The organism is Salidesulfovibrio onnuriiensis (genome assembly GCF_008001235.1).
Lineage (GTDB): Bacteria > Desulfobacterota > Desulfovibrionia > Desulfovibrionales > Desulfovibrionaceae > Pseudodesulfovibrio > Pseudodesulfovibrio onnuriiensis.
Genome location: NZ_CP040751.1, coordinates 3,007,686 through 3,024,133 on the forward strand (window position 1 = coordinate 3,007,686; position 16,448 = coordinate 3,024,133).

At 62.7% G+C, this 16,448-nt stretch carries 11 protein-coding genes; 10 read left to right on the forward strand and 1 reads right to left on the reverse strand.

The window, feature by feature from the left end; genetic code table 11:
- Nucleotides 1-15: 15 nt before the first annotated feature.
- On the reverse strand, nt 16-588 hold the full coding sequence (locus FGL65_RS13720) for a TetR/AcrR family transcriptional regulator (protein ID WP_147821836.1): 573 nt from the start codon (nt 586-588) through the stop codon (nt 16-18).
- A 788-nt stretch (nt 589-1,376) separates the two neighbouring features.
- On the opposite strand from FGL65_RS13720, the gene FGL65_RS13725 reads away from it, so the two are divergent.
- The 10 genes from FGL65_RS13725 to nifJ all read left to right on the forward strand — a co-directional run bounded on the left by FGL65_RS13725 (nt 1,377) and on the right by nifJ (nt 16,396).
- On the forward strand, nt 1,377-2,024 hold the full coding sequence (locus FGL65_RS13725; RefSeq protein WP_147821838.1) for a succinate dehydrogenase/fumarate reductase transmembrane subunit: 648 nt from the start codon (nt 1,377-1,379) through the stop codon (nt 2,022-2,024).
- 12 nt (nt 2,025-2,036) lie between these two features.
- Complete coding sequence (locus FGL65_RS13730) at nt 2,037-3,896, forward strand: fumarate reductase flavoprotein subunit (RefSeq protein WP_147821840.1); 1,860 nt, start codon at nt 2,037-2,039, stop codon at nt 3,894-3,896.
- Between the two features lie 25 nt (nt 3,897-3,921).
- Nucleotides 3,922-4,659 (forward strand): fumarate reductase iron-sulfur subunit, encoded by a 738-nt coding sequence (locus FGL65_RS13735; protein ID WP_147821842.1) that lies wholly within the window; start codon nt 3,922-3,924, stop codon nt 4,657-4,659.
- Between the two features lie 2 nt (nt 4,660-4,661).
- The gene (locus FGL65_RS13740; protein ID WP_147821844.1) at nt 4,662-5,501 is read left to right on the forward strand and encodes a fumarate hydratase; all 840 of its coding nucleotides are present in this window, start codon (nt 4,662-4,664) and stop codon (nt 5,499-5,501) included.
- Entirely contained in the window at nt 5,501-6,058 is a 558-nt protein-coding gene (locus FGL65_RS13745) for a Fe-S-containing hydro-lyase (protein ID WP_147821846.1), read from the forward strand. The genes FGL65_RS13740 and FGL65_RS13745 overlap by 1 nt, the downstream gene beginning before the upstream one ends.
- Nucleotides 6,059-6,091: 33 nt before the next feature.
- Nucleotides 6,092-7,411: a malic enzyme-like NAD(P)-binding protein gene (locus FGL65_RS13750; RefSeq protein ID WP_147821848.1), complete on the forward strand. Its 1,320-nt coding sequence runs from the start codon at nt 6,092-6,094 to the stop codon at nt 7,409-7,411.
- A 134-nt stretch (nt 7,412-7,545) separates the two neighbouring features.
- Nucleotides 7,546-9,084, forward strand: coding sequence for an SLC13 family permease (locus tag FGL65_RS13755; protein ID WP_147821850.1), 1,539 nt, complete (start codon nt 7,546-7,548; stop codon nt 9,082-9,084).
- Between the two features lie 366 nt (nt 9,085-9,450).
- Nucleotides 9,451-11,550 (forward strand): phosphate acetyltransferase, encoded by a 2,100-nt coding sequence (pta, locus tag FGL65_RS13760; RefSeq protein WP_147821852.1) that lies wholly within the window; start codon nt 9,451-9,453, stop codon nt 11,548-11,550.
- 18 nt (nt 11,551-11,568) lie between these two features.
- Nucleotides 11,569-12,768 carry an acetate/propionate family kinase gene (locus FGL65_RS13765; RefSeq protein ID WP_147821854.1) on the forward strand — a complete coding sequence of 400 codons (1,200 nt, stop codon included), beginning with the start codon at nt 11,569-11,571 and terminating at the stop codon, nt 12,766-12,768.
- An 88-nt stretch (nt 12,769-12,856) separates the two neighbouring features.
- On the forward strand, nt 12,857-16,396 hold the full coding sequence (nifJ, locus tag FGL65_RS13770; RefSeq protein WP_147821857.1) for a pyruvate:ferredoxin (flavodoxin) oxidoreductase: 3,540 nt from the start codon (nt 12,857-12,859) through the stop codon (nt 16,394-16,396).
- Nucleotides 16,397-16,448: the final 52 nt, after the last annotated feature.

The following is a 16,448-nucleotide window of genomic DNA, read 5'->3' on the forward strand; positions in this document are numbered from 1 at the left end:
TCCCAATACTTGATATTAATGTTTTTCCAGGCTGCGCATGACGAATTCGCCGGCCTGGTCGTAAAGGCCGGGGACATCATACGGAGTAAGGAACACGGTGCGCACCGCACCGATGATGCAGCCGTAAATCATGAAGGCGGTCTCTTCCACGGGGAGCTCCGCAATGGAGCCGTCCTCGATGCCGCGCTGCAGGTGCAGCTCGATCTCCCGCAGGAGGAGCCTGAAGGTTTCGCCGATCTTTTCACGATCCAGTTCCGGGTTGTCGTCGCTGAACGGAGAGCAGCGGATCACCGTGGGAAAGGTGTCCCTGTTCTCCAGGGTGAAATCGAGATACGCCTTGACGAACAGGCCCACGGCCTCCCGGCCGTCCCGGGCCGCGACGGTCCGGGTGCGCAGGGCGCGGAGCATGGAGTCGATCATCTCCTGCCCGGCGACCATGAACAGGTTCTCCTTGTTGACGTAGTAATGGGAAACCAGGCCCGAAGCCACTCCCGCCCGCTCGGATATCATCTTCATGGTCGTACCCGCGTATCCGTATCTGGCGAAAAGCTCCTGAGCCGCAACAAGAATACTTCCTTTCTTGGTCATATCCCAACCCGCTTAAAGAACATGCCGCATGCCTGCGGCGCAATCAGATGAAGGCACATGCATCGGGAACCCGCCGTGGCCGTGAATTCGGCGGCACGGCAGCATGCCTCATAATTTAGTAGTATGCTTAATTAATTTCAGCAACCCCTAATATATCCATCGTTGATACGTAAAAACAGCCCCTTCATGAGCCCGCCGTGTCGACGTCTTGCCCGCTTGAGGAACCACTCTTTTTTCAGTCTATTGATTGACCGTTCAATTAATCAATGATAAAAGTACAGAACGCTTTTCATTCCTGCGATAACTGTCTATGAAGACAGTAAAAAAATTAACGCAGTGAAATAAGGCTTCACGATCCGCAAGCGCCGGTTCATCCGGAAAGGCGAAACCATGAATCCGATCCGCACAAGACCATGTCCTGCGACGGGGAGAGACATCGGAAACAGGTATTCGGCCGAGGCAGGCCCCTTATGGTCCGGGTTCGCACCCGGGTCAAGGCGATGCGCCTGTACATTTTCCCGGAACGACGTCCGGCCCCCCAAAGACCGCGGCGCAAGCGAAACGCCCTTCACTCCCCGCACAATCTCACGACCTTTTGCCCCAAGACACGGAAACAGACGACCAATCAGGTTCCTGAAGGCCCAGGCGGGCCTGGAAGCATGCGGCCCGCGCCGCGTCATATTTTGGATGTCCTGTCGGGACCGCGCGCCTGCGGCGTGCGCATGGCCGGGAAGCCGTCCCGAACTCGTGGATCAACTGCGGCCTGGCCGCAAAAAAGGAGAGTAGATATGTCCGTGGATGCAACCCTGCATGTCCCGCGCCCGTCCAAGCGCGACGCCGTTCTCGACTGGCTGCAGATGCTCACAGGAGCGGGACTCATCCTGTTCATGTGGTGTCACATGCTGCTGGTGTCGTCGGTGGTTCTTTCGCCGAAGGTCATGGACGCCATCGCTTATTTCTTCGAGGCCACCTACATGGCCCAGGTGGGCGGCCCGCTGATCTTCCTGACCTTCCTGGTGCACTTCGCCCTGGGCGCGCGCAAGATCCCCTTCCGCGCCGAAGGCCAGGCCACCATCCTGCAGCACGCGCGCATGATGAAGCACCGGGACACCTGGCTGTGGGTGGTCCAGGCGGTCACGGCCATGATCATTCTCCTTCTCGGCGCCATCCACATGTGGGTGGTGCTCACGGACCTGCCCATCACGGCCGCCAAGTCCGCCGCACGCATCCAGAGCGGACTCTGGTTCTATTTCTACCTGATCCTGCTCCCCTGCGCGGAACTGCACGTGAGCATCGGATTCTACCGCATCGCCGTGAAGTGGGGCTTCATCCAGGCCGACGGACGCTCCAAGCTCAAGAAGCTGGAAAACATCCTGTTCCTGACCTTCATGGTCATCGGCGTCATCACCCTCATCCGTTTCATGGCCCTGGGCTAGGGAGGTACGAACATGCAGACATTCTATTCCGATCTCCTGGTGATTGGCGCGGGCCTGGCCGGTGAACGCGTGGCCGTCGAGGCCGCGGAAAACGGCTTCAACGTCATCTGTCTTTCCATTGTCCCGGCCCGCCGGTCCCATTCCTCGGCGGCCCAGGGCGGCATGCAGGCCGCGCTCGGCAACTGCGCCATGGGCGAAGGCGACAACTCGGACGTGCACTTCGGCGACACGGTCAAGGGCTCGGACTGGGGCTGCGACCAGGAAGTCGCCCGCCTCTTCGCGGACGCCGCCCCCATTGAAATGCGCCGCCTGGCCCACTGGGGCGTACCCTGGAACCGCGTGGTGCCCGGCCAGTCCTTCTACTTCAAGGGCGGCCAGAAATTCGAGAAATACGAAAAGCCGGAAAAGGAAGGCCTGATCACGGCCCGCGCCTTCGGCGGCACGGCCAAGTGGCGCACCTGCTACACCTCGGACGGCACCGGCCACGCGGTCATGTGCACCATGGACAACCGCTGCGCCGAGCTGGGCATCAACGTGGTGGACCGCAAGGAGGCCATCGCCCTGCTCCACGACGGCGAGACCTGCATGGGCGCGGTGGTCCGCTGCCTGCGCACCGGCAAGCTGGAGACCTACCTGGCCAAGGCCACGGCCATCTGTACCGGCGGTTTCGGCCGCATCTACAAGGCCACCACCAACGCGGTCATCTGCGACGGCGGCGGCCACATCGCGGCCCTGGACACCGGCCTGGTGCCCCTGGGCAACCCCGAGGCCATCCAGTTCCACCCCACGGGCATCGTGCCCACGGACATCCTGGTCACCGAAGGCTGCCGAGGCGACGGCGGCACCCTGCTGGACGTCAACGAAGAACGCTTCATGCACATCTACGAGCCGGACAAGGCCGAGCTGGCCTCGCGCGACGTGGTCTCCCGCTGGATGACCCACCACATGCGCGAAGGCAAGGGCGTGAAGAGCTCCTACGGCGAGCACCTCTGGCTGGACATCCGCCACCTGGGCGACCACCACATCTCCACCAAGCTGCGCGAAGTGGATGAGATCTGCCACCACTTCCTGGGCGTGGACCCGCGCACCGAGCTCATCCCGGTACGCCCCACCCAGCACTACACCATGGCCGGCATCCGCACCAACAAGGACGGCGCAGCCTACGGGCTCAAGGGGCTCTTCAGCGCGGGCGAGGCGGCATGCTGGGACATGCACGGCTTCAACCGCCTGGGCGGCAACTCCCTGGCCGAAACCGTGGTTGCCGGGGGCATCATCGGCGCGAAGATCGTGGAATTCCTCATGGGATATGAGACCCGGTTCAAGACCGAAGTCATCACCCAGCAGTGCAAGGCGCAGGAACAGCGCATCAAGGACCTCATCTCCGGCAAGAACGGCAACGAAAACGTCTACGACGTGCGCAACGACATGCAGGAAGCGCTCATGAAGGGCTGCTTCGTGTTCCGCAACGGGCCGGACCTGGAAGAAACGGTCCAGACCCTGGAAAAGGCGCTGGAACGCTCGGCCAGGGTCGGCCTGCATTCCGACGGCGCGGGCGCAAACCACGAGCTGGCCGCCGCCCTGAAGATCCGGGGGCAGGTCAAGCTGGCCCTGTGCATCGCCACCGCGGCCCTGACCCGCACGGAATCGCGCGGGTCCCACAACCGCGAGGACTTCCCGGAACGCAACGACCGCGACTGGCTGACCCGCACCCTGGCCTACTGGCCCGACGACAACGCCTCCAAGCCCGACCTCAAGTACGAGGATTCCTCGCAGATCTTCGAGATCCCCCCGGGCGACCGGGGATACGGCGGCGGCAGCATCATCCCGGCGGATGAAGAGATGGTCGCGGAACGGACCGTCAAAAAGCAATAGAACCCTTGCCATAGAGGAAGCAATCATGGGTAGAGAACTGCAATTCGAGATATTCCGGTACAACCCCCAGACCCCTGAGGTGGAGCCCCGGATGCAGACATACACGCTTGAGGAAACCCCGAACATGACCCTGTTCATCGCCCTGAACAGGATCCGCGAGGAGCAGGACCCGAGTCTGATCTTCGACTTCTGCTGCCGCGCGGGCATCTGCGGGGCGTGCGCCATGGTCATCAACGGCCGCCCGGGCCTGGCCTGCCAGACCAAGACCAAGGACCAGTCCGGCACCATCACCCTGCACCCCCTGCCGGTCTACAAGCTCATCGGCGACCTGTCCGTGGACACGGGCGTCTGGTTCCGCGAGATGTACGAAAAGACCGAATCCTGGATCCACACGTCCAAGGCCTTCGACCCCGCGAAACCCGAAGAACGCATGGACAACAAGACGGCCGAGGAAATCTACGAGCTGGAACGCTGCATCGAATGCGGCTGCTGCGTGGCGGCCTGCGGCACGGCGCGCCTGCGCGACGACTTCCTGGGCGCAGTGGCCCTGAACCGCATCGCCCGCTTCCACGTCGACCCGCGCGACGAACGCAGCGACGCCCAGTTCTTCGAGCTGGTGGGCAACGATGCGGGCGTATTCGGCTGCATGGGCCTGCTGGCCTGCGAGGACGTCTGTCCCAAGAACCTGCCCCTGCAGAACCAGCTCGGGTTCCTGCGCCGCAAGATGGGCATCACCGCCATCAAGCAACTCTTCAGGAGATAGACATGCGAACCATCCAAGCAAAAGAGATCATCGACGCCGTGGCCGGCATGTGCATCAAGGCCAACACCGAGCTGCCCGACGACGTCCGAACCAAGTTCGAACAGGCCATGGCCGAGGAGGAATCCCCGTCGGCGCGCGAGGTGCTGCGCCAGCTCCTGGAAAACGCGGACCTGGCGGCGGAAACCAAGCTGCCCCTGTGTCAGGACACGGGCCTGGCCGTCTTCTTCGTGGAGGTGGGCGAGGACGTACGCGTCGAGGGAGCCACCCTCAGGGAGGCCATTAACGAGGGCGTGCGCAAGGGCTACGGCGAGGGCTTCCTGCGCAAGTCCGCCTGCGACCCGCTCACCCGCGCCAACACCGGGGACAACACCCCGGCCATCATCCATTTCGACATCGTGGCCGGCGACAGGCTCAAGATATCCTACATGGCCAAGGGCGGCGGCTCGGAAAACATGAGCCGCGTGACCATGCTCGCCCCGGCCCAGGGCTGGGAAGGCATCAAGAAATACGTCATCAACCGGATCGCCGAGGCCGGGCCCAACCCCTGCCCGCCCACCATCGTGGGCATCGGGGTCGGCGGCACCTTCGACCATGCCGCGCGCATCGCCAAGAAGACGCTGCTGCGCCGCCTGGACGACACGCACCCGGACCCGCAGATCGCGGCCATGGAAAAGGAGCTGGAGGAAGCGATCAACAAGCTGGGCATCGGCCCCATGGGCCTGGGCGGCAAGACCACGGTCCTGGGCGTCAAGATCGCCGTGGAACCCTGCCACCTGGCCAGCCTGCCCCTGGCCGTCAACGTGCAATGCCACTCCCAGCGGCATGAGGAGGTCGAGCTCTAATGGCTGAATACAAACTGAACACACCGCTCACGGACGAGGACCTTTCCCAGCTCAAGGCCGGGGACGTGGTCAAGCTCAGCGGGCACATCTACACGGCCCGCGACGCCGCCCACAAGCGGCTGGTGGACCTGCTGGACAAGGGCGAGAAGCTGCCCTTCGAGCTGAAGGGCGCGGTGGTCTACTACGTGGGCCCCAGCCCGGCCCCTCCGGGTCGCCCCATCGGTGCGGCGGGCCCCACCACCAGCTACCGCATGGACACCTACGCCCCGCGCCTGCACAGCCTGGGGCTCAAGGCCAGCGTGGGCAAGGGCAAGCGCAACGACGAGGTGAAGCAGGCCCTCAAGGATTACACGGCCGTGTATTTCGGGGCCACGGGCGGCGCGGGCGCGCTGCTCTCCAAGTGCATCACCAAGGCTGAGGTCATCGCCTTCGACGACCTGGGGCCCGAGGCCATCCGCGAGCTCACCGTGGAGGACTTCCCCCTGCTGGTCATCAACGACTGCCACGGCGGCGAACTGTACGTGCAACCGGATCGCAAGGCGGCCGGGATCGAATAACGCTCAAAACGATTCATCCAAACGGAGGAAACAATGGCTCTGTTCACCAAACAGGAAGCTTTGGACTATCATTCCAAGGGACGCCCCGGAAAGATCGAGGTGGTTCCCGTGAAGCCCTGCTCCACCCAGAAGCACCTTTCCATGGCCTACAGCCCGGGCGTGGCCGAATCCTGCATGGCCATCCATGCGGACCCGGCCCTGTCCTACAAGTACACGGGACGCGGCAACCTGGTGGCCGTGGTCTCCAACGGCACGGCGGTGCTCGGCCTGGGCAACATCGGCCCGGAAGCGGGCAAGCCGGTCATGGAGGGCAAGGGCGTGCTCTTCAAGGTCTTTGCCGACGTGGACGTCTTCGACATCAACCTGGCCGAAACCGACCCGGACAAGATCATCGAGATCGTCAAGGCCCTGGAGCCCACCTTCGGCGGCATCAATCTCGAAGACATCAAGGCCCCGGAATGCTTCTACATCGAAGAACGCCTCAAGGCCGAGATGAACATCCCGGTCTTCCATGACGACCAGCACGGCACGGCCATCATCTCGGGCGCGGGCCTGATCAACGCCGCCGAGATCACCGGCAAGAAGATCGAGGACATGCGCCTGGTGGTTTCGGGCGCGGGCGCGGGCGCCATCGCCTGCACCAAATTCTACGTTTCCCTGGGCATCAGACACGAGAACATCGCCATGTTCGATTCGCGCGGCCACCTGAACAAGAGCCGCTCGGACCTCAACGTGCAGAAGCAGGAATTCGCCACGGAAAAGGAATACAAGGACCTGGCCGACGCCATGAAGGGCGCGGACATGTTTCTGGGCCTCTCGGTCAAGGACAAGGTCAGCCCGGCCATGGTCAAATCCATGGCCGACTCCCCCATCATCTTCGCCTGCGCCAACCCGGACCCGGAAATCACCTATACCGCGGCCAAGGAAGCGCGCCCGGACTGCATCATGGGCACGGGCCGCTCGGACTTCCCCAACCAGGTCAACAACGTGCTCGGCTTCCCGTTCATCTTCCGGGGCGCCCTGGACGCGGGGGCAACCGCCATCAACGAGGAAATGAAGATCGCCGCAGCCCGGGCCATAGCCGCCCTGGCCAAGGAGCCAGCCCCGGCTTACGTGTGCGAGGCCTTCGGCGTGGACAAGCTCGAGTTCGGCAAGGACTACATCATTCCCAAGCCGCTCGACCTGCGGCTCATTGAATGGGAGTCCGCCGCCGTGGCCAAGGCCGCCATGGACACCGGCGTCGCCCGCAAAAAACTCGACCTCGACGCATACCGCAAAGAACTCCGCGAACGCATCGCCGCCTCCCGGGAACGGGTGGGCAATTTCGCCAAATCCTACGGCCTGGAATTCTAGACCGTTTTCAAGGGGTGGGGCCCGACTCACGGACGGCCCCACCCACCGCCACTTGAAAAGGTCCGTCTGACGGCAGAGGAATGCCAGGCGTCGATGCGGCCAAAAAACCGCGCAAGCTCAAGAGAGGGAAGCACATGAACGCCAATGCTAATGCCGGTAACGGCAGAAAAGTCGGATTTTTTATAGGCCCTGTTGTTTTTATCATAATGCTTATACTCCCTGTCCCCGAGGGAATGAAGCCCGAAGCATGGAAGGTGGCCGCCATCACCGCCCTGATGGCCATCTGGTGGATCACCGAGGCGATCCCCATCCCGGCCACCTCGCTTCTGCCCATCGCCCTCTTCCCCATGTTGGGAATCATGAAATCCAATGCAGCGACCACACCCTATGCAAACCACCTGATCTACCTATTCATGGGCGGCTTTTTCATCGCCGTGACCATGGAAAGATGGAACCTGCACCGCCGAGTGGCCATCCACACCATCCGCGCCGTGGGCACCAGCCCGAGAAGGATGATCCTGGGATTCATGATCGCCACGGCATTCCTGTCCATGTGGGTGTCCAACACGGCCACCACCATGATGATGGTGCCCATCGGGCTGGCCGTCATCCAGCAGGCCACGGGATTCGACTCCGGCACCCTGAAGGCCTGTCCTTCCACCGGACCCGAATACAACTTCGGCAAGGGGCTGATGCTGGGCATCGCCTATGCCGCCTCCATGGGCGGCGTGGCCACCATCATCGGCACTCCCCCCAACACGATCATGGTCGGCATGGTCGAAAAAATGTACGGCGTGCAGATCGGTTTCGGTCAGTGGATGCTTTACGGCGTCCCCCTGTCCGCCATCATGATCGCCGTGTCCTGGTTCCTCATGACCAGGGTCCTGTTTCCCACCGGAGACATGGAACTGGCGGGTGGCAAAGCCATCATCGAGGAAGAGCTCAAGCGGCTCGGCCCCATGAAGAAGGAAGAGGTCCGCATCGTGCTGGCGGGTTCCTTTGTGGCCGCCTTCTGGCTCTTCCGGGGCTTCATGCGCGACTGGGCCTGGGTCCAGGACGCCATTCCCCACTTCGTCATGATTCATGACGCCACCATCGGCATCCTGGGGGCGCTGCTCCTTTTCTGCATCCCCTCCGACTTCAAGAAGGGCGAATTCCTCCTGGACTGGAAGACGGCGGTCAAAATCCCCTGGGACGTCATCCTGCTCTTCGGCGGTGGCCTGGCCATCGCAAACGGCTTTGCCCAGACCGGCTTGGCCTCCTACATCGCCGCCCAGCTCAGCGCCCTGGAAGGGACCAGCATCGTGGTCTTTGTGGGCACGGTGGTCCTGATCACAATCTTCCTGACCGAGATCACCTCCAACACCGCCACGGCAACCCTGCTGGTGCCCATCATGGGCTCGGCGGCCATCGCCATGGGCGTACACCCGTTCGCGACCATCGTGGGAGCGTGCGTGGCCGCATCCTTCGCCTTCATGCTGCCGGTGGCCACGCCGCCCAACGCGGTCATCTTCGGGTCCGGCTGCATCAGCATCAAGCAGATGGCCAAGGTCGGCCTGTGGCTCAACATCATAGGCGCACTCCTGATCACCGCGTTCACCGTCTACCTGCTCCCGATCCTGTGGGGCATTGACCTGAACGAACTTCCAGGATGGGCCATCATGTTGAAATAGACCTCCTTTGAAAGCGGCGGCCTTGGGGCCGCCGCTTTTTTCAAGACCTAAAAAATCATCCCCCAGCTGGGCATCCGCCCTGTCCCCGGCCAGGTATATTCGCACAAAACCTACCCTGAACATCCAGAAAACATAGAGTGGCTGCGAAACGACGCGTTCAACCCATTATTATTTCCGGAAACACAGGATTTTTTTCCAACCGAAACTGGTGCAACGCACGCTTATCCCCTATACTCTCTTCGCTGATACTCGCGGGGGAAGGGGGGCGGACAAACATACATGCCGCGCCTTGTGCCGTTCCCGCCGCGATCCGGAAGCGAAACGCCCGTCCGGGGCCCATATCCCATCTGCATCGAGGAGCATGACATGTCAAAAAGTCTGTATATTTCCGCAACCGAATCCCGCAGCGGCAAGTCGGCCATTGTGCTGGGCGTCATGCAGCTACTGCTGGCCCACATCCGCAAGGTAGCCATTTTCCGCCCCATCATCAGCGACAAGGAAACCAACGACCACGACATCGACCTGATCCTCAAGCACTTCCGGCTTTCCCAGCCCTATGAAACCACCTACGCCTACAAGCTGGGCGAAGCCAAGCGCATGCTCAACGAGGGCAAGCAGGCCATGCTCCTGGAAACCACCCTGAACAAGTTCAAGGAGCTGGAATCCCAGTACGACTTCGTGCTCTGCGAGGGCACGGACTATCTGGGCGGCGAGGCGACCCTGGAGTTCGAGATGAACTCGGCCATCATCAGCAACCTGGGCTGTCCGGTGCTGGCCGTGGTCAACGGCCTGCGCAAGAACGCCGAGGAAATCCGCGAATCCGCCCTGAGCACTCTCGAGACCTTCGAGGAAAAGGGGCTGGAGGTCATGGCCGTGCTGGTCAACCGCATCGGCCCGGACATCCCCCTGGAGGTCGCCCAGGAAATCCAGCAGGCGGCCCGCACCAAGCATCCCCTGCTGGTCTATGCCATCCCGGACGAAAAAAGCTTGGGCAACCCCACCATCAACGACGTGGTCAAGTGGCTGGACGCCCAGGTGCTCTACGGCCACGGCAGGCTCGACTCCCAGGTGGAGGAGATACTGGTGGCGGCCATGCACATCAGCAACTATCTTTCCTACCTGAGCGAAGGCAGCCTGATCGTTTCGCCGGGCGACCGCTCGGACATCATCCTGGCCAGCCTGGCCTCGCGCCTGTCCTCGTCCTACCCGGACATCTCGGGCATCGTTCTCACGGGCGGCATCCAGCCCTCGGTGAGCGTGCACCGGCTCATTGAAGGATGGACCGGCGTGCCCATCCCGGTCCTTTCCGTGCCCGGGCACACCTACAAGACCGCCCAGATACTCAACGGCCTGCACGGCACCATCGACCCGGAAAACCCCATGAAGATAGCCTCGGCCCTGGGGATCTTCGAATCCTGCGTGAACACCGAGGAGCTGCGCACCCGGCTCGTGGAAACCGAGTCCCGGCGCATCACCCCGCTCATGTTCGAATACACGCTCATCGAAAAGGCCAAGGTCAGACGCCAACGCATCGTCCTGCCCGAAGGCACCTGCGACCGCATCCTGCAGGCCACCGACATCCTGACCCGGCGCGGCGTGGCCCAGATCATCCTGCTGGGCGACCCCACGGCCATCCGCAAGCTGGCCGCTGACATCGGCGCGAACCTGGGCGACGCCATCATCATCGACCCCACCAAGTCCGAGCACTACGACGACTACGTGGACACCTATTTCGAACTGCGCAAGCACAAGTGTCTTTCCCGGGACATGGCCCACGACCGCATGAGCGACCCGACCTACTTCGCCACCATGATGGTCTACAAGGGCCATGCCGACGGCATGGTCTCCGGCTCGGTGACCACCACGGCCCAGACCATCCGCCCGGCCTTCGAATTCATCAAGACCAAGCCCGGCGCGTCCCAGGTCTCCTCGGTCTTTCTCATGTGTCAGAACGACCGGGTGCTGGTTTACGGCGACTGCGCCGTAATCCCCAACCCCAACGAGCAGGAGCTGGCCGAAATCGCCATCAACTCGGCGCACACGGCCAAGGTCTTCGGCATCGACCCCAAGGTGGCCATGCTCTCCTACTCCACCGGGGATTCGGGCGCGGGCGAGGACGTGCAGAAGGTCATCGAGGCTACGGCCATCGCCAAGAAGCTGGCTCCGGGCCTGCCCCTGGAAGGCCCGCTCCAGTACGACGCGGCCATCGACCCGGAAGTGGCCAAGACCAAGCTGCCGGACAGCCCGGTGGCGGGCCAGGCCACGGTGTTCATCTTCCCGGACCTGAACACCGGCAACAACACCTACAAGGCGGTGCAGCGCTCCGTGCCCGGCTCCATGGCCATCGGCCCGGTGCTCCAGGGCCTGAACAAGCCGGTCAACGACCTCTCGCGCGGCTGCACGGTGCGCGACATCGTCAACACCGTGGCCATCACCGCCATCCAGGCCCAGGTGCAGCCTGACTAACCGAGCAAGGGGGCAACCATGAAGATCCTGGTCATCAACTGCGGCAGCTCGTCGCTCAAATACATGCTGCTGGACATGAAAAAACAGGCGCCCATGTCCTCGGGCGTGGTGGAGCGCATCGGCGAGGACGTGGGAATCATCACCCACAAGGACCTGCGCGACGGCGAACGAAAATTTCGGGAGGACCACCCCATCCCGGACCATGACGTGGCTCTGCGCCTGGCCGTGGACCACCTGACCCACCCGGAACACGGAGCCGTTGCCGGGGTGCACGAAATCGACGCCGTGGGGCACCGGGTGGTCCAGGGCGGCGAGACCTTCAAAGCTCCGGCGGTCATCGACAAGGCCGTCACGGAGGCCATCCGGGCCAACATTCCCCTGGCCCCGCTGCACAACCCGGCCAACCTCACCGGCATCGAGGTGGCCCTGGAGCTGTTCCCCAAATGTCCGCAGGTGGCCGTTTTCGATACGGAATTTCACCAGACCATGCCGCCCAGAGCCTATATATACGCCCTGCCCTACCGCCTCTACGAGGAACTGCGGGTTCGGCGCTACGGATTCCACGGCACCTCCCACCGCTATGTGGCCCGCACGGCCGCCAAGCTCCTGGGCAAGCCCCTGGAGAAAACCAAACTCATCACCGTGCACCTGGGCAACGGCAGCTCCATCGCGGCCGTGGACGGCGGCAGATGCGTGGACACCAGCATGGGCCTGACCCCGCTGGCAGGGCTGATGATGGGCACGCGCTGCGGCGACGTGGACCCGGCCGTGTTCACCTTCCTGGCCGACAACAAGGGCATGTCCATCAAGGAGATAGACGAACTGCTCAACAAGCAGAGCGGCCTCAAGGGGATCTGCGGCATGAACGACATGCGCGACATCCACGAGGCGCGCGCCCACGGTGATGAAAAAGCGCAGTTGGCATTTGAAATGTTCGCCTATCGTGTTAAGAAGTACATCGGAGCTTATTTGGCCGTGCTTGGCGGGGCCGATGCCGTCGTCTTCACCGCGGGCATCGGCGAAAACGATGATTTCGTGCGTGAAGCGGCCTGTTCCGGGCTCGAACAACTAGGCATCATCATTGATCAAACAGCCAATCAAGGGCGCAAGACAGAGGCCTGTCCCGTTCACCGGCCCGAAAGCCCCGTTCAGGTATGGGTCGTGCCCACTGACGAAGAACTTGAAATCGCGCTGGCATCTCGCGCCGCGCTAAGCTAATGTCCTTGGACCATTGTGTATTCACGCAACTATTGGGATTGCGAAGAAAATAAAACGTCCAACCTTTGCAAACTGACGGAGTTTTGAAATGGCAAAGAAAATGAAAACCATGGACGGCAACCAGGCCGCCGCCTACGTTGCCTACGCCATGAGCGAGACCGCGGCGATCTATCCGATCACCCCGTCCTCCCCCATGGCCGAGCTCGCAGACGAGTGGGCCGTGCAGGGAATGAAGAACATCTTCGGCACCACCATGGAAGTCCGGCAGCTTCAGTCCGAGGCGGGTGCCGCAGGCGCCGTGCACGGTTCCCTGGCCGCCGGTTCCCTGACCTCCACCTTCACGGCCTCGCAGGGCCTGCTGCTCATGATCCCCAACATGTACAAAATCGCAGGGGAACTGCTGCCCGGCGTCTTTCATGTTTCGGCCCGCGCCGTGGCCGCGCACGCCCTGTCCATCTTCGGCGACCATCAGGACGTGATGGCATGCCGCCAGACCGGCTTCGCCCTTCTGGCTTCGGGCTCGGTCCAGGAAGTCATGGACCTGGCCCTGGTGTCCCACCTGGCGTCCATTGAATCCAGCGTGCCCTTCCTGCATTTCTTCGACGGTTTCCGGACCTCCCACGAAGTCCAGAAGATCGAAACCATCGATTACGACGACATGAAGGCCCTGACCAACTTCGAAAAGATCCACGAGTTCCGCCAGAAGTCCATGAACCCCGAGCACCCGCACATCCGGGGCACGGCGCAAAACCCGGACATCTACTTCCAGAACTTCGAGCGGGCCAACCCCTACCGCGACGCCCTGCCCGGCATCGTGGAATCGGTCATGGACAAGGTGGGCGCGCTCACCGGCCGGCCGTACAAGCTCTTCGACTACGTAGGCGACCCCAAGGCCGAGCACATCATCGTGGCCATGGGCTCCGGCTGCGAGGCCATCGAGGAGGTCCTCAACCACTACGCCAACGACGGCCTCAAGATCGGCCTCGTCAAGGTGCGCCTGTACCGTCCCTTCTCCGTGGACCATCTGCTGGCCGCACTGCCCAAGACCGCCAAGGCCATCACCGTACTGGACCGCACCAAGGAACCCGGTTCCCTGGGCGACCCGCTCTTCCTGGACATCTGCACGGCCTTCAAGGAACGCGGCATAGACCTGCCCGTGTACGCGGGCCGCTACGGCCTGGGTTCCAAGGAATTCTCCCCGTGCATGGTCAAGTCCGTGTACGACAACATGGCCGCCAAGAGCCCCAAGCACCACTTCACTGTGGGCATCGTGGACGACGTGACCGGCACCTCCCTGCCCATCCCCGCCTGCCTGGACTCCGCCCCCGAGGGCACGGTCCAGTGCAAGTTCTGGGGCCTGGGCTCGGACGGCACCGTGGGCGCGAACAAGGAAGCCATCAAGATCATCGGCGACAACACCGACCTCTACGCCCAGGGCTACTTTGCCTACGACTCCAAGAAGTCCGGCGGCATCACGGTCTCGCACCTGCGCTTCGGTGAAAAGCCCATCCAATCCACCTACCTGGTGGAAATCGCGGACTACGTCGCCTGCCACAACCCCAGCTACGTGAACCAGTACGACCTGCTGTCCGGCATCCGCCCGGGCGGCACGTTCGTGCTCAACAGCCCCTGGTCCGTGCAGGACATGGAAAGCATGCTGCCCGCGCGGCTCAAGCGCCAGATCGCTGAAAACAAGCTCAAGTTCTACACCATCGACGCCGTGAAAATCGCGGGCGAGGTGGGGCTGGGCAACCGCATCAACATGGTCATGCAGACCGCCTTCTTCAAGCTGGCCGACGTGATCCCCTTTGAACAGGCAGTGGCCCTGCTCAAGGATTCCATCAAGAAGGTCTACGGCAAGAAGGGCGACAAGATCGTGAACATGAACGTCGCGGCCGTGGACAAGGCCATTGAAAGCCTGGTTGCAGTCGACTACCCGGCCAGCTGGGCCAAGGCCGAGGACAAGCCCGCGGCCAAGCGCGACGAGCCCGAATTCGTCTCCAAGGTCATGCGCCCCATGCTGGAACAGAATGGCGACTCCCTGCCGGTTTCCGCATTCGAGCCGGACGGCCGGTTCCCGGTGGGCACCACCAAGTACGAAAAGCGCGGCGTGGCCATCATGGTCCCCGAGTGGATCGCCGAGAACTGCATCCAGTGCAACCAGTGCTCCTTTGTCTGCCCCCACAGCGCCCTGCGCCCGGTCCTGGCCACCGAGGCCGAGCTCAAGAACGCCCCCGCAGCCTTCGGGACCGTGGACGTGAAGGGCAAGGGCCTGGAACAGTTCAAGTACCGCATGCAGGTCAACACCCTGGACTGCCAGGGCTGCGGCAACTGTGCCGACATCTGCCCGGCCAAGGAAAAGGCCCTGGTCATGAAGCCGCTGACCACACAGACCGAAGCCGAGGTCCCGAACTTCGACTTCAGCGAGACCGTTTCCATCAAGGACGACGTCATGTCCCGCACCACGGTCAAGGGCAGCCAGTTCCAGCAGTCGCTCATGGAATTCTCCGGGGCCTGCGCGGGCTGCGGCGAAACCCCGTACGTCAAGGTGCTCACCCAGCTCTTCGGCGAACGCATGATCGTGGCCAATGCCACGGGCTGCTCCTCCATCTGGGGCGCGTCCGCACCGTCGGCCCCCTACTGCACCAACAAGAACGGCCACGGCCCGGCCTGGGGCAACTCCCTGTTCGAGGACGCGGCCGAATACGGCTTCGGCATGGAAATGGCCATTTCCAACCGCCGCAAGCGCCTCGCCATGCGCATGCGCCAGGCCATGGAGGCCGAAAGCCTTTCCCCGGCACTGGTGGAAGCCATGCAGGGCTGGCTGGACAGCATGAACGACGCCGAGAAATCCAAGGAACACGGCGACAGGATCCGCGAGGAACTGGCCAAGATCGATGAAAAGAGCGACCTGCTGGTGAGCATCCGCGAAAACGCGGACCTGTACACCAAGAAGTCCATCTGGATCTTCGGCGGCGACGGCTGGGCCTACGACATCGGCTACGGCGGCCTGGACCAGGTCATTGCCTCGGGCAAGGACATCAACATCCTGGTTCTGGACACCGAGGTCTATTCCAACACCGGCGGCCAGTCCTCCAAGGCGACCCCCACCGGATCGGTGGCCAAGTTCGCCGCGGGCGGCAAGCGCACCGGCAAGAAGGACCTGGGCCGCATGGCCATGAGCTACGGCTACGTCTACGTGGCCTCCGTGAGCATGGGCGCCAACAAGAACCAGATGCTGAAGGCCTTCCTGGAAGCGGAAGCCTACCCCGGACCGTCCCTGGTCATTGCCTACGCCCCGTGCATCAACCAGGGCCTGCGCAAGGGCATGGGCAAGTCCCAGCTGGAAGCCAAGCTGGCCGTGGACTCCGGCTACTGGCCGCTCTACCGCTACAACCCGCAGCTGGCCGACGAATGCAAGAACCCGTTCGTCCTTGAATCCAAGGCCCCGGACGGAACCCTGCAGGAATTCCTCTCCGGCGAAAACCGGTACGCCATGCTGGAACGCATGCTGCCCGAGGATTCCAAGATGCTGCGCGCGGACATCGAAAAGGAATACAACGAGCGCTACGAAATGCTCAAAGCCCTTTCCGAGCTCGCTCCCCTGGGCGAAGACTGCAAATCCTGACCGCAGTCCCCAACCTGATAAGCCAAAGGGCCGGACTTCCGTCCGGCCCTTT